The organism is Pseudonocardia terrae (genome assembly GCF_021343995.1).
Taxonomy (GTDB): Bacteria; Actinomycetota; Actinomycetes; order Mycobacteriales; family Pseudonocardiaceae; genus Pseudonocardia; species Pseudonocardia terrae.
Genome location: NZ_JAJTTE010000028.1, coordinates 13,257 through 30,712, shown reverse-complemented (window position 1 = coordinate 30,712; position 17,456 = coordinate 13,257). Strand labels below are relative to the sequence as shown.

General features: G+C 74.0%; 14 protein-coding genes. 4 read left to right on the top strand and 10 right to left on the bottom strand.

Annotated elements, in window-relative coordinates; all coding sequences use genetic code 11:
* Nucleotides 1-5: 5 nt before the first annotated feature.
* Genes LWC33_RS19375 through LWC33_RS19360 form a run of 4 tightly spaced genes read right to left on the bottom strand, consistent with a single transcriptional unit; the run spans nucleotide 6 to nucleotide 6,017 of the window.
* Nucleotides 6-2,264: a DEAD/DEAH box helicase family protein gene (locus tag LWC33_RS19375; protein ID WP_233305822.1), complete on the bottom strand. Its 2,259-nt coding sequence runs from the start codon at nucleotides 2,262-2,264 to the stop codon at nucleotides 6-8.
* On the bottom strand, nucleotides 2,265-3,881 hold the full coding sequence (locus LWC33_RS19370; protein ID WP_233305886.1) for a site-specific DNA-methyltransferase: 1,617 nt from the start codon (nucleotides 3,879-3,881) through the stop codon (nucleotides 2,265-2,267).
* A 13-nt stretch (nucleotides 3,882-3,894) separates the two neighbouring features.
* Nucleotides 3,895-5,877: a M13 family metallopeptidase gene (locus LWC33_RS19365; protein WP_233305821.1), complete on the bottom strand. Its 1,983-nt coding sequence runs from the start codon at nucleotides 5,875-5,877 to the stop codon at nucleotides 3,895-3,897.
* Nucleotides 5,874-6,017 (bottom strand): hypothetical protein, encoded by a 144-nt coding sequence (locus LWC33_RS19360; protein WP_233305820.1) that lies wholly within the window; start codon nucleotides 6,015-6,017, stop codon nucleotides 5,874-5,876. Before LWC33_RS19360 ends, LWC33_RS19365 begins: the two co-directional genes overlap by 4 nt.
* Before the next feature lie 420 nt (nucleotides 6,018-6,437).
* Here LWC33_RS19360 and LWC33_RS19355 point away from each other — a divergent pair, with 420 nt between their 5' ends.
* Entirely contained in the window at nucleotides 6,438-7,343 is a 906-nt protein-coding gene (locus LWC33_RS19355; RefSeq protein WP_233305819.1) for a TauD/TfdA dioxygenase family protein, read from the top strand.
* Between the two features lie 63 nt (nucleotides 7,344-7,406).
* On the top strand, nucleotides 7,407-8,345 hold the full coding sequence (locus LWC33_RS19350) for an NADP-dependent oxidoreductase (protein ID WP_233305818.1): 939 nt from the start codon (nucleotides 7,407-7,409) through the stop codon (nucleotides 8,343-8,345).
* Between the two features lie 36 nt (nucleotides 8,346-8,381).
* Here the strand turns inward: LWC33_RS19350 and LWC33_RS19345 are convergent, their stop codons facing one another.
* A complete protein-coding gene (locus LWC33_RS19345; protein WP_233305817.1) occupies nucleotides 8,382-10,109 on the bottom strand; it encodes a flavin-containing monooxygenase in 1,728 nt (575 codons plus the stop codon).
* Nucleotides 10,110-10,294: 185 nt separating this feature from the next.
* The gene (locus LWC33_RS19340; RefSeq protein ID WP_233305816.1) at nucleotides 10,295-10,786 is read right to left on the bottom strand and encodes a nuclear transport factor 2 family protein; all 492 of its coding nucleotides are present in this window, start codon (nucleotides 10,784-10,786) and stop codon (nucleotides 10,295-10,297) included.
* 112 nt (nucleotides 10,787-10,898) lie between these two features.
* On the opposite strand from LWC33_RS19340, the gene LWC33_RS19335 reads away from it, so the two are divergent.
* Both LWC33_RS19335 and LWC33_RS19330 read left to right on the top strand, forming a co-directional pair.
* Complete coding sequence (locus LWC33_RS19335; RefSeq protein WP_233305815.1) at nucleotides 10,899-12,116, top strand: CoA transferase; 1,218 nt, start codon at nucleotides 10,899-10,901, stop codon at nucleotides 12,114-12,116.
* Nucleotides 12,117-12,228: 112 nt separating this feature from the next.
* Complete coding sequence (locus LWC33_RS19330) at nucleotides 12,229-13,275, top strand: alcohol dehydrogenase catalytic domain-containing protein (protein ID WP_233305814.1); 1,047 nt, start codon at nucleotides 12,229-12,231, stop codon at nucleotides 13,273-13,275.
* Nucleotides 13,276-13,351: 76 nt separating this feature from the next.
* Here the strand turns inward: LWC33_RS19330 and LWC33_RS19325 are convergent, their stop codons facing one another.
* The 4 genes from LWC33_RS19325 to LWC33_RS19310 form a co-directional block, all read right to left on the bottom strand.
* Nucleotides 13,352-14,746, bottom strand: coding sequence for an amidase (locus tag LWC33_RS19325; RefSeq protein WP_233305813.1), 1,395 nt, complete (start codon nucleotides 14,744-14,746; stop codon nucleotides 13,352-13,354).
* Nucleotides 14,747-15,049: 303 nt separating this feature from the next.
* Complete coding sequence (locus LWC33_RS19320; RefSeq protein ID WP_233305812.1) at nucleotides 15,050-15,376, bottom strand: DUF3311 domain-containing protein; 327 nt, start codon at nucleotides 15,374-15,376, stop codon at nucleotides 15,050-15,052.
* A gap of 119 nt (nucleotides 15,377-15,495) precedes the next feature.
* A complete protein-coding gene (locus LWC33_RS19315; RefSeq protein WP_233305811.1) occupies nucleotides 15,496-16,863 on the bottom strand; it encodes an L-serine ammonia-lyase in 1,368 nt (455 codons plus the stop codon).
* Nucleotides 16,864-16,881: 18 nt separating this feature from the next.
* Nucleotides 16,882-17,454, bottom strand: a complete 573-nt coding sequence (locus tag LWC33_RS19310) for a sarcosine oxidase subunit gamma (RefSeq protein ID WP_233305810.1) — start codon at nucleotides 17,452-17,454, stop codon at nucleotides 16,882-16,884.
* Between the last annotated feature and the right edge of the window lie 2 nt (nucleotides 17,455-17,456).

Here is a 17,456-nt window from a genome sequence, read left to right as displayed (position 1 = left end):
GCCGCTCACGGCCGGGGTGACGACAGGTAGACCGCCTCGCCGTCGACGTGCGCGGCCCGCGGACGGACCGGCCCGAGCGGGGTGTCGACGGCGAAGGCGCGCGGCAGCGCGACCGGCTCGCCCCGTACCCCCTCCGCGGCCCGGAGCTCCCCGCCCGCGATCTCCAGCACCGGCGGAAGCTGTGCCCGCAACGCCGCGAGCAGCGCGGACGCGGCGCGGTCGAGCACCATCACCGGGTTCACCGCGACGCAGCCGAGCAGCCCCGCCTCGCCGAGGACACGGCACACGGTCGCGCGGGTCAGCCCGGTCCGGGCCTGCACCTCGGCCACGACCTCCTGCTCCGAGAGACCCGGGTCCGGCTCCAGCGCGTAGTCCGGGCCGGTCACGGACTCGCCGGTGGCGGTGTCCGTCGTCCGCACCCGGACCAGCGGCGCGGTGACGGGGCCCGCCTCCCGCAGCGCCCGGACGGCGTACCGGACCAGGTCCTCGGTCGACAGCGGCAGCCGGGCCCGCAGGCCCTGCCCGATCCGCGCCCACAGCGCCGTGAACTCGGCGCCGCGCACGGCCGGGTCGGGCTCGCCGGCCCGTCTCACGACGATCCCGCGCCCGGTGTCCGCCCGGTACTCCTCCTGCAGGGTGCGGGCGAACTCGTCGTAGGACTCGTTGGCGATCACGGTCAGGCGCGCGACCCGCGGGTCCCCGACCCGGCGGCCCGTGCCGTCGACGGGGAGCCGCAGGCCGCGGCCGATCTCCTGGCGTTTCCGGTCGGGGGAGCGGGTCTCGTTGAGCGTGCAGATCTGGAAGACGTTCGGGTTGTCCCAGCCCTCGCGCAGGGCGGAGTGGCTGAACAGGAACCGCATCGGCTCGGCGGCCGAGAGCAGTCGCTCCCGGTCCCGCATGATCAGGTCGAACGCCGAGGCGTCGGTCTCGCCGCCGTCGACGTATCCGGTCCGCGGGTCGCCGGCGAAGTAGCCGCCGTGCACCGCCCCGACCGGCGGCAGGTCCAGCTCGGGGTGGGCAGGCGCGAGCCGCGTGTAGGCCTCCTCGAACCAGCGGCCCGCCTCGCCGAGCCCGCCGTCGGGCGCCCGGTAGCTCGCCACCCGGTCGACGAAGATCAGCGACAGCACCTTCACGCCGTGCGGCGCGAGCACGCGTTCCCGGTCGAGGTGGCGGCGGACCGTCTCGATCACCTGCGCGCGCCGGACCCCGGCGTCGTAGGTCCCGGCCGGGGTCGAGGGCGTGACGACGAGGCCACCGGAGAAGGTGACCGAGGACTCCCGGAACCCGATGTCGGCGACGACGTGACCGCGTCCGTACTCCCGCCGCCCGCCGGACAGCGCGGCGAGGTCGTCGCCGAGCCGTACCCAGAGGGTGCGTTCGCGCTGCTCGTGATGGATCGTCAGGCGCGCACGGGAGCGGCCGGCGTCGACCGCGAGCAGCCGGACGAGGGGTTCGGACGCCCGCCCGTCCGGCACCACCGACGCCACCTCGATGCCCTTGACCAGCCCCTGCTCCCGCGCCTCGACCGGGTCCAGCCGGTACACGAGCTCGTGCGGGTTCCGGTGGGTGGCCGAGTAGCGGAGCGTGCAGAAGGGGTTCAGCTTGGCGATGGCCGCCGCGGCGCCGTCGGACTCCATGTTCTGCGGCTCGTCGAGGATCACGACCGGCCGGGTCGACGCCACGACCTCGATCGGCCGTCGCCCGGCCATCTGGTCCTGCGCACGGTGCACGACGTTGCCGCCCCGCCCCGCGACGTCGCGGCGGAAGGCCTGCAGGGTCATCACCAGGAACTGCACGCTGCCCGAGGTGGCGAAGCGCCGGACTCGGCCGAGCCGGCGGGCGTCGTAGGCGACGGCGTCGAAGGGCTCGGAGTACAGCGCGGTCAGGTGCTCGCGCAGGGCCTCGACGCTCGCGAGGACGCCCTCGCGCACGGCGACGCTCGGCACCACGACCACGAACTTCCGGAAGCCGAACGCGCGGTGGAGCTCGAAGGCCGTCCGCAGGTAGACGTAGGTCTTGCCGGTGCCGGTCTCCATCTCGACGGCGAAGTCGCGGGTGAGGCCGGCGGTCACCGGCAGCCCGTGCCGCTCCTGGACCGCGCGGAGGTTGGCCGGGAGCCGCGCGTCGAAGCCCGGGCCGGGCGGGTTGGCGACGCCGGTCTCGGTGAAGGTCGGGTGCGGCGCGCGGGGCAGTCCGGCGAACAGGTCGACGACGGCGGCGACGGCCGCGGCCTGGTGGGGGAGCGTCGCGTCGAAGCGGAGCACTCACACCACCTGGAGCGCGAGGTCGACGCCCTGCCGGTTGCGCTCGCGGACGGCGTGCAGGGTGTGCAGGCGCAGCGCGTCGTCGCCGCCGAAGCCCTCCTCGGTCACCGCGAGCACCGCGGGCTCGCGCGCGAGCATCGCCTCGACCGCCGCCGGGGTCAGCGGCCCGAGGCAGGCGAGCAGCGCGCCGCCGGCGACCGACCAGCCCGCGACGCCGCCGAGGTCGACCTCCTCGACCGGGGCGGTGAGCGGGTGTCCGGCCGCCAGCATCAGGCCGGTGAGGTCGGCGCCGCCCGCGGCGGTGAGCCGGTAGGCCCGGAAACCGAGGTCCGCGTCGGCCGGCGCGTCCGGCCGCAGCGCCGCCCCGGCCCGTCGGACCCGCTCCCGGGTGACCTCGGCGATCGACGCGTACGCCGTCCCCGGCGTCGGTTCCGGCAGCTGGACCAGCAGGAACCGCCGCTCCTCCCCGCTGGCCAGGTTCTCGGCGTACACCGCGTGGCCGAGCGTCCCGGAGCCGGCGAAGAAGTCGAGCACGAGGTCGCCGGGACCCGTGCCGATCTGCAGCATCCGCCGGACCAGCCGGGTCGGCTTCGGCGTGGTGAACGGCTCGTCCGCCCCGAACAACGCGACGACCTCGCGCTTGGCCTCCTGGTTGTGCCCGGTCTCGTCGTGCCGCCACCAGGTGTCCGGCACGATCCCGGCCTGCACCTCGCTGCGGAAGCCCTTGACCCGCGGCGGGTGGTCGCCGTCGCGGCCGAACCAGATGCGCCCGTCGGCGCGCAGCTCCTCGTACCGCGTCCGGTCGCCGTTCCAGTGCCGCCCGGCGGGCGGCCACACCTCGCGGCCCGACGGCAACGTCACCGCGTACCGGTACGTCCCGGCCCGTTCCACGCCCTCCGACCGCACCGAGAAGGAGACGCTCTGCCAGGGCCCGCGCGGGTCGTCGTCGGGGTTGCCGAAGGCCTTCTCCTGCGCCGCGCCGCGGGGGAGGAGCCGCCGGTCCCACGCCTCGACGTCCCGCGCGTAGACCAGCACGTGGTCGTGGCTGCCGGAGATCAGCGCGCGGTTCTTCTTCGCGAACACCTTCTGCCAGGCGACGGTCGCGACGAAGTTCTCCTCGCCCCAGATCTCGTCCATGATCAGCCGCAGGTGGGCGACCTCGGTGTCGTCGATCGTCACGAAGACCGCCCCGTCGGGCCGCAGCAGCTCGCGGGCCAGCACCAGCCGCGGGTACATCATCGACAGCCACCGCGAGTGCCGGCGCCCCGCGGTCTCCACGGCCGCGTTGGCCCGGCGGCCGAGGTCGTCGACCTGGCCGGAGAAGCGCAGGTAGGCGGCCATGGGGTCGGCGAAGTCGTCGCGGTACAGGAACTCCCGGCCGGTGTTGTAGGGCGGGTCGATCGTGATCAGCTTGACCGCGCCGTGGTAGGCGCGGGACAGCAGCTTGAGGACCTCGAGGTTGTCGCCCTCGACGATCACGTTGCCGGTGGTGGCCCAGTCCACGGACTCCGCCGGCATCGGCTCGAGCGTCCCGGTGGGCGGCTCGCCGATCACGCGCAGGCACTCGGCCCGGCCGGGCCAGGTGAGCCCGAAACGCTCACCCGGCCCGTCGGTCACGGTCAAGGAGCCGTCACCAGATGCGCACGCGCGCCTCGGGGGCGGTGAACAGCGCGTCGGACTCCTGGACCTCGAACGCCTCGTGGAAGGCGTCGAGGTTGGTGACCACGGCGTTGCACCGCAGGTCCGGCGGCGAGTGCGGGTCGATCGTGAGCCGGCGGATCGCCTCCGCGTCCCGGGTGGCGGCCCGCCACACCTGCGCCCAGCCGATCAGCACCCGCTGCAGCCCGGTGAAGCCGTCGATCACCGGCGGCTCCGTGCCCTCCGTCGCGATGCGGTACGCCTTGATCGCGATCGTGAGGCCGCCGAGGTCGCCGATGTTCTCGCCGACGGTGAGCGCGCCGTTGACCTTGTGGTCGGGCAGTCCGGCGGGGGAGAGCGCGTCGTACTGGTCGATCAGCGCCTTGCTGCGCCGGTCGAACTCGGCGCGGTCGGCGGCCTCCCACCAGTCCGTCATGTTGCCGTCGCCGTCGTAGCGCGATCCCTGGTCGTCGAAGCCGTGCCCGATCTCGTGCCCGATCACGGCGCCGATGCCGCCGTAGTTGGCGGCGTCGTCGGCCTCGGGGTCGAAGAAGGGCGGCTGCAGGATCGCGGCAGGGAAGACGATCTCGTTCATCCGCGGGTGGTAGTAGGCGTTGACCGTCTGCGGGGTCATCAGCCACTCGTCGTGGTCGACCGGCCCGCCGATGCGGTTCAGCTCGTAGTCGAAGTCCCACTCCGCGGCGCGCAGGACGTTGCCGAGCAGGTCGTCGGCCGCGATCTCGAGCGCGGAGTAGTCCTTCCACTTGTCCGGGTAGCCGATCTTCGGGGTGAACTTGCCGAGCTTCTCCAGCGCCCGCTCGCGGGTCGCCGGGCTCATCCAGTCCAGCGCGGAGATGCTCTGCCGGTACGCCTCGACGAGGTTCGCGACCAGCTCGACCATGCGGTCCTTGGCCGCGGCCGGGAAGTGCCGCTCCACGTAGAGCTTGCCGACGGCCTCGCCGATCGCGCTCTCGACCACCGACACGCCGCGCTTCCAGCGTTCGCGCAGGGCCGGGGTGCCGGACAGCGTGCGGCCGTAGAAGTCGAAGTCCTCGTCGACGACGGCCCCGGTCAGGTAGTCCGCCGACGCCGACGCCGTGCGGATCGACAGCCAGGCCTTCCACTGCTCGAGCGGGAGCTCCTCCCAGAGCTTGGCCGCCGCCAGCACGAACGAGGGCTGCCGGACGACGACCTCGTCGAACGCGCCCTCCGGGGCGCGCAGCGCGGCGTGCCAGGACGCCCAGGGGAACTCCGGCGCGTTGGCCTGCACCGCGGCCCAGGTCATCAGGGTGTAGGTCTTCTCCGCGTCGCGGTTGGTCACCCGGTCCCAGGACGCGGCGGCGAGCGCGGTCTCCAGCTCCATGACCGTCGCGGCGAGGCCCGCCGGGTCCTCCAGGCCGACCAGGCCGGCGAGCCTCTCCAGGTGGGTCACGTACTTCGCGCGGATCTCGGCGTAGGCGTCCTCGCGGTAGTACGACTCGTCGGGCAGCCCGAGACCGGACTGCGAGAGGTGCACCAGGTAGCGCTCGGAGTCCTTCGCGTCCGTCGAGACGTAGATGCCGAACAGGGAGGCCCGCTCGTGCCGCTGCCGGCGGCCCAGCACGGCGGCGAGCTCGGCCTTGTCCGCGGCGTGCGCGATCTCCGCGAGCAGCGGGCGCAGCGGGTCGACGCCCTTGGCCTCGATGGTGGCGGTGTCCATGAACGAGGCGTAGAGGTCGGCGATCTGCCGGGCCTCCGGGCTGTCGGCCGCCCCTGCAGCGCCCTCGACGATCGCCCGCACGTCCTCCTCGGCCCGGTCCCGCAGGTCGCGGAAGGCGCCGTCCTGCGCCCGGTCGTCCGGGATCACGTGGCCGGTCAGCCAGCGTCCGTTGACGTGGCCGAACAGGTCGTCCTGGGGGCGGGTGCCGGGGTCGACCCACCGGAGGTCCAGACCGCTGCGGCGGGTTCCGTTCGCTGTCTCGGGGGTGGTCGTCACGCCGTCCATCCTGCCGTCCGCCGCGCCCCGGCCGCCACGGGTTCGCGCACGGCGGAGAGAGCGCGGGCCGCGGCGTCGATCCCGCGACGGGAGCCCGTGGCCCACCACATCCGGTCGAGCAGCCCGGGGGCGTCGGGCACGAGCGAGACCCCGTCGAGGATCTCCCGCAGACCGCGACCACGCCCGTGCCGAGCCGGATCCGGCTCGTGGCCTGCGCGACCGCCGCGAGCAGGACGACACCTGCCTGATCACCCTTGCGCGCCACGGTCCTGTGACGCGAGTATCCGGAGGTGACCCCGGAACTCCGACTGGTGGCTCGGCTCTATGTCGACCTGTGTCGGACGACCGTGTCCCTCTGTCCGGTGGACGTCGACCTCTTCTGGACGGGGTCGGCGACGCGCTGCTGGTTCGGTTGAGTGCGGCGGCCAAAGAGCCGCCTGCACCGCACCTCCGCCGTGCACCCGTCGGTGCCGCGGAGGCCCAGCCCGTCGACGACCTCGTCGCCCACCCGACCCCCGGTCGCGGCGTGCGCGCCGCGCCGATCTCCCCCGGAGCCGCCCATGTCGCCTGCGTCCCTGTCCGCCCTGCCCACCCCCGGCGCCGCGGTCCTGAACCTCGAACCGCTCGGCCCGCGCTTCGGCGCGATCGTCCACGACGTCGACCTCGCCACCGCCTCGGACGAGCAGGTCACCGCGATCCGCGCCGCCCTCACCGCGCGCAAGGTGCTGTTCTTCCGCGTCCAGCACGCCCTCGACCCGACCGGCCAGGTCCGGCTCGGCAACCGCCTCGGCGAGCTGACGGCGTCGCACCCGGTCGTCCCGGGGATCGACGAGAGCCACACCGAGATCTACGCGCTCGACTCCGCCGACGACGGCTACGCCGACGTCTGGCACACCGACGTCACCTTCATGAAGCGCCCGCCGCTCGGTTCGATCCTGCGCGCGGTCACCCTGCCCCCGGCGGGCGGCGACACGAACTGGGCAGACCTGGAGCTGGCGTTCGAGTCCCTGGCCCCGCCCGTGCAGCGCCTCGCCGAGCAGCTCGACGCGGTGCACGACGGCGCCAAGGACTTCGGCTACTACCTGGCGCAGCGTCGGCAGGGCCGGGGCAGCGAGTGGGAGGGCGAGACCGTCACCAGCCTCGACCCGGTCGTCCACCCCGTCGTGCGGGTGCACCCGGAGACCGGGAGGAAGTCGCTGTTCGTCAACCCCGGCTTCACCGTGCGGATCGACGGCGTGTCGGAGGCCGAGAGCCGGTCGCTGCTCGACCTGTTCTTCGCGCACCTCACCAAACCCGAGCACATCGTGCGGCACCGCTGGGCCGAGGGTGACGTCGCCATGTGGGACAACCGGGCCACCGCCCACTACGCCAACCGCGACTACGGCGACGCCCGGCGCGTGATGCACCGCGTGACGCTGCGCGGCGACGCGCCCGTCGGCGTCGAGGTGCTGCGCGACGCCGGGTGAGATCCGGCCCTCGTTCGGGGTCCCGGGCGCGCCGCCGCGACGCGCGGATGGGAGTCTCGGGGCATGCGCGCGATCGGGGTGAACCAGTACGGCGGGCCCGGGGCCCTCGAGGTCGTCGAGCTACCGGAACCGCACGCCGGACCCGGCGAGATCCGGGTGCGGGTGCACGCGGCGGCGGTCAACCCGACCGACACCTACGTCCGGGACGGGTCGCGCGCCGAACGGCAGCGCAAGGACCCGCCACCGTACGTGCCCGGCATGGACGCCGCCGGCGTGGTCGACGAGATCGGCGAGGGCGCCGAGGGCGGGCTCGCCCTCGGCGACGCGGTCATGGCGGTCGTGGTGCCCGACGGCGCACACGGCGCCTACGCCGAGTACGTCGTGGTGCCGGTCGGGTCGGTCGTGCGGGCGCCGGCCGGCGCGGACCACGCGCACGCGGCGACCCTGCCGATGAACGGGCTGACCGCGCGCCGGACCCTGGACCTCCTCGACCCGGAGCCCGGGGCCACCCTGGCCGTGACCGGGGCGGCCGGGGCCTACGGCGGGTACGTGGTGCAGCTGGCGAAGGCGGCCGGGCTGCGGGTGGTCGCCGACGCCTCCGACGCGGACGTCGAGCTGGTGCGCAAGCTCGGCGCCGACGTCGTGGTCCCGCGCGGCGACGCCGTGGCCGAGCGGATCCGTGAGGCGGTGCCCGAGGGCGTCGACGCGCTGGCCGACGGCTCGGTGCAGGGCGACCTGCTGCTGCCCGCGGTCCGCGACGGCGGCGGCATCGCCACCGTCCGCGGGTACCGCGGGCCGGAGAAGCGCGGCATCACCTGGCACCCGGTATGGGTGCGCGACGTCGCCGAGGACCGCGAGCGGCTCGACGCGCTGCGCGTGCTGGCCGAGTCCGGCGCCGTCACGCTGCGGATCGCCGAGACCTACGCGGCCGAGCGCGCCCCCGAGGCCCACGCCCGCCTGGAGCGGGGCGGGACCCGGGGGCGGCTGGTGCTGCTCTTCTGAGGCCGAGGCCGGTGGAGACGGCGTCGGCGGGCCGTTCTAGGAGGCGGCCTCGGCCGCCGCGGCCGCCTCCTCGGCCAACTCGGTGTACCGGGCCCGCGCGATCCCGCTGAACCTGCCGTTCGTGGCTGCTCCGCTCTTGCCACGGGCGAACCCGTCGTAGTCACGGGCGGCGACCTCGTCGCACAGCTGCCGGTACACCCCCACCCCGCCCGCGTACGGGTACAGGCGGCGTGGCTTGCCCGGGATGTTCGCTCCCACCCACCAGGAGTTCGCCCGCGGCAGCAACGTCGTCGCGGTGACCTCGTCGTGGTGGGCGACCCAGTCGTCCTCCGCCGCGGGCAGGGCCTCGATGGTGTCGTACCCCTGCTCCTCCAGCCGGCGGAGGCAATCGGTGATCCAGTCGACGTGCTGCTCGATCGACACCGGCATGTTGCTCAGGACCGACGGGCTCTGCGGGCCGGTGATCATGAACAGGTTCGGGAAGCCGTGGGTGGCGAGGCCGAGGTAGGTGTGGGGTCCGTCGGCCCACTTCTCCTCGAGCCCGACCCCGTCCCGTCCCCGGATCCCGAGGGTGAAGAGGGTTCCGGTCATCGCGTCGAAGCCGGTGGCGTAGACGATGGCGTCCACCTCGTACTCGGCCTCGGCGGTCCGGACCCCGGTGGGCGTGATCTCCTGGATCGGTGCCTTCCGGACGTTCACAAGGGTCACGTTCTCGCGGTTGAACGTCTCGTAGTAGCCGTTCTCCAACGGCGGCCGCTTGGTGAAGAACGGGTGGTCGCGGGGCGAGAGCAGCTCGGCGATCTCCGGGTCCTGCACCCGCTCGCGGATCCGCGCCCGCAGGAACTCCGCCGCGGTCTCGTTCGCCTGCTCGTCGAGCAGCAGGTCGTTGAAGGTCGTGCCGAGCCGGAACCCGCCGCGTTCCCAGGCCTCGGCGAAGATCCGCTGCCGTTCCTCGTCCGACACCGACAGGGCCGTGCGGGGCGCGACGTCGTAGGGGAAACCGAAGGCCGTCTCCCGGGTCGCCTTCCAGATGTCGCGGTACCGCTCCTTGATCTTGCGGCCGTCCTCGGCGTCCATCGGCCGGTTGCCGCCCGCGATGTCGTAGTTCGCGGTCCGCTGCAGCACGTACACGTGCGCCGCCTGCTGGGCGATCTCCGGGACGGCCTGCACCGCCGTGGCCCCGGTGCCGATCACCGCGACCCGCTTGCCGGTGAAGTCCACGCCCTCGTGGGGCCACACGCCCGTGTGGTACGACTCGCCGCGGAAGCCGTCCCGGCCCGGGAACTCGGGCAGGTTCGTCGTCGACAGGCAGCCGACCGCCGTGATCAGGAAGGTCGCCGTCACCTCCGCGCCGTCGTCGGTGCGGACCGTCCACCGTCCGGTCGCGTCGTCGTACTCCGCGGCGACGACCCGGGTGCCGAACCGGATGTCCTTGCGCAGGTCGTACCGGTCGGCGACATGCCGGAGGTAGCTCAGGATCTCCGGTTGGGCCGCGAAGCGCTCGCTCCACGTCCATTCCTCGAGCAGGTCCTCCGAGAGCCGGTCCGAGAAGCTGTAGAAGTAGCTCTCCGAGTCGCACCGCGCGCCCGGGTAGCGGTTCCAGTACCAGGTGCCGCCGACGTCGTCGCCGGCCTCGAACACCCGCGCCGAGAGGCCGAGCGTGTCGCGGAGCCGGTGCAGCATGTACAGCCCCGAGAATCCGGCGCCGACGACGACGGCGTCGAGTTCGGTCGCCTCCTGGTGGTCCGTGTGCGCGTGGGACATGGGTTCTCCTCGCCCGTTGGTCTCCGTTGACCCGACACGGCGCCGTCGACGTGACGACAGCGTCACATGACCGGACTAACGATCGTAAGGTCGAGGGCAAGGGCCGGGGGACCGCCGATTCGGGGGTCCTGTGCACTCCGGACACAGGCCGGGCGGGTGGTCCCGTCCTACTCGTCCCGCCCGATTCATCCCCGGTCGAGCGCGGCCTCCGCGGGCGGGAAGCCGACCTTCCCCTTGTCCCAGCCCCCGGCGAGCGGGGTCCAGTAGAAGAACGTCACGATCCGCTCCGCGAACCTCCACCTCCCGTCGGCGCCGCGGGTCATCCGGTCCCGGTAGCGGCCGGCGGCGATGTGGGCCTCGCCGTCGACCACGCAGGGCTGCCACAGCCGGGTCTCGCCGGTCGCCGTGTCGCCGTCGATCTCCACGGTCTCGTTCGCGCTGTAGTGCCACCACGCCGTCAGCGGACCCTCCTGCAGGGCGCCGAAGAAGGACTCCAGCTCGGCGGTGCCGCGGGCGGTGCCGAGGCCGGTGAACACGCCGTCGGGGGTGAAGAGCGCGGCCAGGTCGGTCCAGCGGCCGTCGTCGAGGTACTGGCAGTAGCGGGCGCGCAGCTGGGCGATCTCGTGCGCGTCCTCGACGCGGCGCAGGCGGGCTTCGAAGGAGTCGGTGACCGGCACGGCGGACCTCCACGGTGAGGGGACGAACGATCGTTCGTACCCTAGGCGGGTCTGCGCCCGCGGTCCACGGGCGGCAGGATCGGGAGCCGAGCACGAGCCGGGGAGGAACGAGATGAGCCGTCCGCTGGAGGGCCTGCAGGTCGTGGAGTGCGCGAGCTTCGTGGCCGGGCCCACGGGTGGGATGACGCTGGCGCAGCTGGGTGCGAGCGTGATCCGGATCGACCCGGTCGGCGGCAACACCGACCACCGGCGCTGGCCGGTGGTGGGCAGCGGGACCGGTCCGGCCGACGCCGAGTCGTACTACTGGGCCTCGTTGAACAAGGGCAAGCGCTCGGTCACCGTCGACATGCGCTCCGACGAGGGCCGCGAGCTGGTGACCGCGCTGATCACCGCGCCGGGCCCGGACCGCGGGGTGGTGGTGGACAACGTCGTCGGGCGCCGCTGGATGGCCAACGACGTGCTGGTCGGCCGCCGCCCGGACCTGATCCACCTGCGGGTGCAGGGCTACCCCGACGGCCGTCCGGCGGTGGACTACACGGTCAACGCCGAGGTCGGCATCCCGCAGATCACCGGCCTCGAGGAGGGCGGCGCACCGGTGAACCACGTGCTGCCGGCCTGGGACCTGGTGACCGGGCTGAGCGTCTCGACGGGGGTGCTGGCGGCGCTGTACGAGCGGTCCCGCACGGGCCGCGGCACCTACGTCGAGCTGGCGCTGGCCGACGTCGCGCTCGCCGGGGTGGCGAACCTCGGCTGGCTGTCGGAGGCGGCGGAGCGGGGCCGGGAGCGGCCGCGGCACGGCAACCACGTCTACGGCTCGTTCGGCGTCGACTTCGCCTGCTCGGACGGGGCCCGGGTGATGGTGGTGGCGCTCACCGAGGGGCAGTGGGCCGCGCTGCGCACGGTCACCGGCACCGAGGACGTGTTCGCGGCACTGGAGCAGGCGCTCGACGCCGACCTGACCAAGGAGTCCGAGCGCTACCGGCTGCGCGAGACCATCGCCGCGGTGCTGCGGCCCTGGTTCGCCGCGCGCGACCTCAAGACCGTGTCCGACGAGCTCGACGCCGCCCGCGTGCTGTGGGGCCGCTACCGCGGCATGACCGAGGTGGTGGGGGCGCACCGCGAGGGCCGCCACCCCGTGCTGGCCGACCTCACCCTCCCCGACGGCACGGCCTCGATCACGGCACGCTCGCCCCTGCGCTGGGGCGGGGAGCACGGACCGGCGGGGGAGGCCCCGGTGCTCGGCCGCGACACCGACGAGGTGCTCGCCGAGGTCCTGGGCCTGGGCTCGGCGGAGATCGGAGGCCTGCACGACCGCGGCGTGGTCGGCTGATCCCACGGGGGTGAGCGGTCCGCAGCCGCCGGTCGCAGAGTGAGACACCCGCATGTGACCAGCGCCACTAACGTCCATCAGCGGCGGTAGTACCGACCGAGGGAGGGCACGGATGAAGGCGCTCGTCTACCACGGACCGGGTTCCAAGGCGTGGGAGGAGGTCCCCGACGCGGCGGTGCAGGAACCGACGGACGTCGTGGTCAGAGTGGACACCACCACGATCTGCGGCACGGACCTGCACATCCTCAAGGGCGACGTCCCGGCGGTGACGGACGGCCGGATCCTCGGCCACGAGGCCGTCGGCACGGTCACCGAGGTGGGCTCGGCGGTCACCGGGTTCCGCGAGGGCGACCGGGTGCTGGTCCCGGCGATCACCCGCTGCGGACGCTGCACGTACTGCCAGAACGGCATGCCGTCGCACTGTCAGACCGTCGGCGGCATCGGGTGGATCTTCGGGCACCTCATCGACGGCACCCAGGCCGAGTCGGTCCGCGTGCCGTATGCGGACACGTCGCTCTACGCCGTCCCGAACGAGGTCACGGACGAGCAGGCGATCTTCCTCGCCGACTCGCTGCCCACCGGGTACGAGGTCGGCGTGCTGGCCGGGCAGGTCCGGCCCGGCGACACGGTCGCGGTGGTGGGCGCCGGTGCGGTGGGGCTCGCCGCCATCCTGACCACCGGCCTCTGGGGTGCGTCCCGCGTCATCGCCGTGGACAGCAACAAGTTCCGGCTGAGCAAGGCCGTCGAGTTCGGCGCGACCGACACGGTCGAGGCGGGCCCGGACGTCGTCGACGCCGTGACGGCGATGACGGACGGCCTGGGCGTCGACGTCGCGATCGAGGCGGTCGGCTACCCGGAGACGCTGCGCACGACCGCCGCGCTGGTGCGCCCCGGCGGGCACATCGCCAACATCGGCGTGCACGGCGCGCCGGTCGAGCTGCCGCTCGAGCAGATGTGGATCCAGAACGTCACGTTGACCATGGGGCTGGTCGACACCGTGTCCATCCCGACGCTGCTGAAGATGGTCGCGAGCGGCAAGATCCCCGCCGAGAAGATGGGCACCCACACCTTCGGCCTCGACGAGATCGACCGCGCCTACGAGGTGTTCGCCGACGCCGCCGCCAACGAGGCGCTCAAGGTGGTGATCAAGCGCGCCTGACGCCGGTGGGTGGCGACGGTTCCGCCGTCGCCACCCACCCCGTCACTCACACCACCGTCACTCACACACCCGGCACTCACACCACCGGCCAGGGGCGCGGTGCCGGGCGGTGTTCCTCGTACGCCATCGCGAGGGCCAGAACGCCCGCGTCGTCGAAACGCCTGCCCACGATCTGCAGGCCGATCGGCAGCCCGCCCGTCGTGTAACCGCAGTTCACCGAGAGCGCGGGCTGGCCGGACATGTTGAACGGCAGGCTGGTCGCGATGTGCTCGAACGGCCGGGCCGGGTCGTCGAAGGCCGAGGCGTACTCGACCGGGAAGGGCGGGATCGGCGCGGTCGGGAGCAGCAGGAAGTCCAGGCCGGCGAGGGCGCGGTGGGCGGCGACGGCCATGGCGTCCATCTGGCTGTAGCCGTGGAAGACCTCGGCACCGGTCAGGTCCGCGCCGGGAGCGGCCCATTCGAGGATGGCGGGCAGGACCTTGGCGCGGCGCTCCTCGGGCAGCGCGCCGAGGTCGGACCAGGCGCGGGCGCGCCAGAAGCGGTCCATCCCGTCGAGCATGTCGCGGGTCAGGAACGGCGCCACGGGCTCGACGACCGCGCCGGCCGCCTCGAGCGTGCGCGCCGCCTCCTCGACGGCGGCGCGCACCGCGTGGTCGGTGGCCAGCCCGACGCCGACGTCGGGGAGCAGCCCGATCCGCAGCCCCTGCACCGCGCCCGCCGCCTCCGGCCAGGCGATGTCGGCCGCGGGCAGGGCGGTGTGGTCCCGCGTGTCCGGCACCGCGACGACCGACATGAGCAGGGAGACGTCGCCGACGGTCCGGCACAGCGGCCCGATCACCCGGCCCGCGTACGGCGGCACCACCGGCACCCGCCCGAAGGTCGGCTTCAGCCCGGCGATCCCGTTCCAGCCCGCGGGCTGGCGCACCGAGCCGCCGATGTCCGTGCCCAGGTGGAGCGGGCCGTAGCCGGCCGCGGCCGCCGCGGCGGCGCCGGAGCTCGACCCGCCGGGCGTGCGGGTGGGGTCCCAGGGGTTGCGGGTGACCGGGTGGAAGCTCGACTGGGACGACCCGAGCATCCCCAGGTCCGGCATGGTCGTCTTGCCGAGGATGACCGCCCCGGCCTCGCGGACCCGGGCCGCCGCCGGGGCGTCGCGCTCGGCGGGGACCAGCTCGGTCGCGGCCGTCCCGACCGGCGTCGGCACCCCGCGGGTGGCGATGTTGTCCTTCAGCGTGATCGGGACGCCGTCGAGCGGGCGCGCCTCGCCGCCCCGCCAGCGCGCGGCCGATTCCGCCGCGGCGGCCCGCGCCCCGTCGGGGTCCAGCGCGTAGGTGGCGTGCAGCCGGGGTTCGTCGGTCTCGATCCGGGCCAGGACGTCGTCGACGACCTCGACGGGGCAGAGGGCGCCGGCGCGGTAGCCCGCGAGCAGCTCGCGGGCGGTCAGGTCGGCGAGCCGGTCGGTGGTGCGGGTCAACGGTCCTCCTCGGGGCCGGAACGGGCGGGGACGAGCTCGGGCGCGGCCAGCCGCTCCTCGGGTGCCGAGCCGGGACGGGCGAGCGAGACCGCCGCCGTGACCAGGAGGTTGAGCACCAGCCCGATCGCGCCCGCGTTGCCATCAACATCACCACGACGACCAGTCCCGCCACCAGCCCCGCGACGCCCCCGGCCAACGACATCCGGCGCCAGACGAGGGCGATCACGACGAGCGGCAGGAGCTGCGCGAGCCCCTCGTAGGAGATCACCGAGAGCCGGACGAGGGCGTTGGGGAACAGGTAGGTCATCCCGAGTGCGAGCCCGCCGGCCAGGAGGGTGACGAGCTGGGCCAGCTGCCGCTGCCGGCCGCGGGTGCGGGAGTGCAGGCGGCCGGCGGTGCCGTCCCGGGTGTCGTCCCCCGGGCCGACCGCCAGACGGGGTCACCCCGGGCCGCGAGCCACACGCAGACCGGGGAGAGCAGCGTGGCGAGCAGCAGCCAGAAGACGAGGAACGGCATCCCGAGCACCCACGGCTCGACGCGGTTCGCGGGCACGACCGCCACGCAGAACAGGACGGGCGGGCCGAGGAGCCACCACAGGGAGCGCCGCGAGGATCGGGACGGCCCACTCATGGGAGCACCGTCCGTCGTGCACCGGACTCCCGCAACCGCTGGGTCCCCGGCACAGGAGCCTCGGTCGCCCGGGTCCCCGGTGCCGGGCCCTCAGCGCCGGTTCCCCGGCCGCCGGGCCCTCAGCACTCGACGACGGTCAGGGCCAGCCCGCCGCGGCTCGTCTCCTTGTACTTGGTCTTCATGTCCGCGCCGGTGATCCGCATGGTCCGGATCGCCTTGTCCAGGCTGACGTGGTGGTGCCCGTCGCCGCGCACGGCCATCCGGGCCGCGGTGATCGCCTTGGCCGAGGCGACGGCGTTGCGCTCGATGCACGGGATCTGGACGAGCCCGCCGATCGGGTCGCAGGTCAGCCCGAGGTTGTGCTCGATGCCGATCTCGGCGGCGTTCTCCACCTGCTCCGGTGTACCGCCCATGACCTCGGCGAGGCCCGCGGCGGCCATCGAGCAGGCCGAGCCGACCTCGCCCTGGCAGCCGACCTCGGCACCCGAGATCGAGGCGTTCTCCTTGAACAGCGAGCCGACGGCGGCGGCCGTGAGCAGGAACCGGACCACACCGTCGTCGCACGCGGCCCGGCAGAACCGGCGGTAGTAGTGCAGGACGGCGGGGACGATCCCGGCCGCGCCGTTGGTCGGGGCGGTGACGATCCGCCCGCCCGCGGCGTTCTCCTCGTTCACCGCCAGGGCGAAGAGGGTGACCCACTCGCCGGACTCGGCGGTGGACTCGGCCTCGAGGGCCTGCCGCAGGGCGGCCGCGCGGCGGCGGACCTTCAGCCCGCCCGGCAGCACGCCACTGGTCGTCGAGCCCCGCTCCACGCACTCCTGCATGACCGCCCACAGCTCCAGCAGCCCGCGGCGGACCTCGGCCTCGGGATCGGTGCCGGGCCGGAGCCGCCGCATCCGCGCGCACTCGTTGGCCAGCACGAGCCCGCTGACCGGCAGCCCGGCCTCGCGGCAGCGGGCGAGCAGTTCCGCGCCGGTCGCGAAGGGGTACGGGACCTCGGGCTCGGGCGGGAGCAGCGCCTGCTGCGCCTCGTCGAGCACGAACCCGCCGCCGACCGAGAAGTACTCGGCGCTGAGCAACGCCGTGCCGGTGCCGCTGTGCGCGGTGAACCGCATCCCGTTGGGGTGGAAGGGAAGCGTCCGCCGCCGGTGCAGCACGACGTCCTCGGCCCGGAACCCGATCTCCTGCCGGCCGAGCAGTCGCAGCCGCCCGGTCGCCCACACGTCGTCGACGGTGGGGCTGCGCGGGTCGACGGTCTCGGGTGCCTCGCCTGCCAGCCCGCGCACCACCGCGCCGACGCTGCCGTGGCCCTTCCCGGTCGCGCCGAGCGAGCCGAACAGCTCCGCCCTCACGTGCGCGACGCGGGGGAGCAGCCCCTCGCGCTCGAGCCGCCCGGCGAACCGCAGCGCCGCGCGCATCGGCCCGACCGTGTGCGAGCTCGACGGGCCGATGCCGACGCTGAACAGGTCGAACGCGGAGACCGTCACGGCACCGTCACCGCCCCCTCATCGCCATTCGCTCGCGGCGTCGAGCAGCCACTCGGCGAGGTAGGCCGCGAAGGAGGACCGCACGAGGATGCGGTAGTCCGACGGCCCGAGGCCGAGCAGCACCACACCGGACTGGCCCAGCAGCGTCACCGCGGCGGACCCTGCCCCGAAGCTCCGCGGAAGCAGGTCGATCGCGCAGCCGGTCTCCAGCACGTCGCGGGCGTGGGCGCCGCGGAGCCGGACCGTGGTGCGCTGGGCGGAGACGTCGACCACGGCGAGCCGTGCATCGGGCAGAGCGGCGGCCCCCGTCTCGCGCGCGGCCCCCTCCAGCTCGGCCGGCGAGAGGAACGGGCTGGTCAGCAGCCATTCGTCCGGCCCCAGCCAGATCGCCGTGACGCGCTCGCCGCCGCTCCACGCGTTCGGGCCGGGCAACGGGGCGCCGACCAGGCGCTCGAGCGCGGCCGGGTCTGCGGTGCGGACGTCGACCATCGCGTGGAAGGGCTCGGCCAGCAGCGTCACCGAGTCCGGCAGCGCGGCGAAGCGGCCGGCCCAGCCGTCGAGGGCGCCGGCAGGACGCAGGACGTCGGTCACGA

Bases quoted from the DNA above. Each gene is read 5' to 3' on its own strand.
- LWC33_RS19355 (WP_233305819.1), top strand. From the start codon at position 6,438: ATGTCGCCTGCGTCCCTGTCCGCCCTGCCCACCCCCGGCGCCGCGGTC.
- LWC33_RS19350 (WP_233305818.1), top strand. From the start codon at position 7,407: ATGCGCGCGATCGGGGTGAACCAGTACGGCGGGCCCGGGGCCCTCGAG.
- LWC33_RS19345 (WP_233305817.1), bottom strand. From the start codon at position 10,109: ATGTCCCACGCGCACACGGACCACCAGGAGGCGACCGAACTCGACGCC.
- LWC33_RS19335 (WP_233305815.1), top strand. From the start codon at position 10,899: ATGAGCCGTCCGCTGGAGGGCCTGCAGGTCGTGGAGTGCGCGAGCTTC.
- LWC33_RS19330 (WP_233305814.1), top strand. From the start codon at position 12,229: ATGAAGGCGCTCGTCTACCACGGACCGGGTTCCAAGGCGTGGGAGGAG.
- LWC33_RS19320 (WP_233305812.1), bottom strand. From the start codon at position 15,376: ATGAGTGGGCCGTCCCGATCCTCGCGGCGCTCCCTGTGGTGGCTCCTC.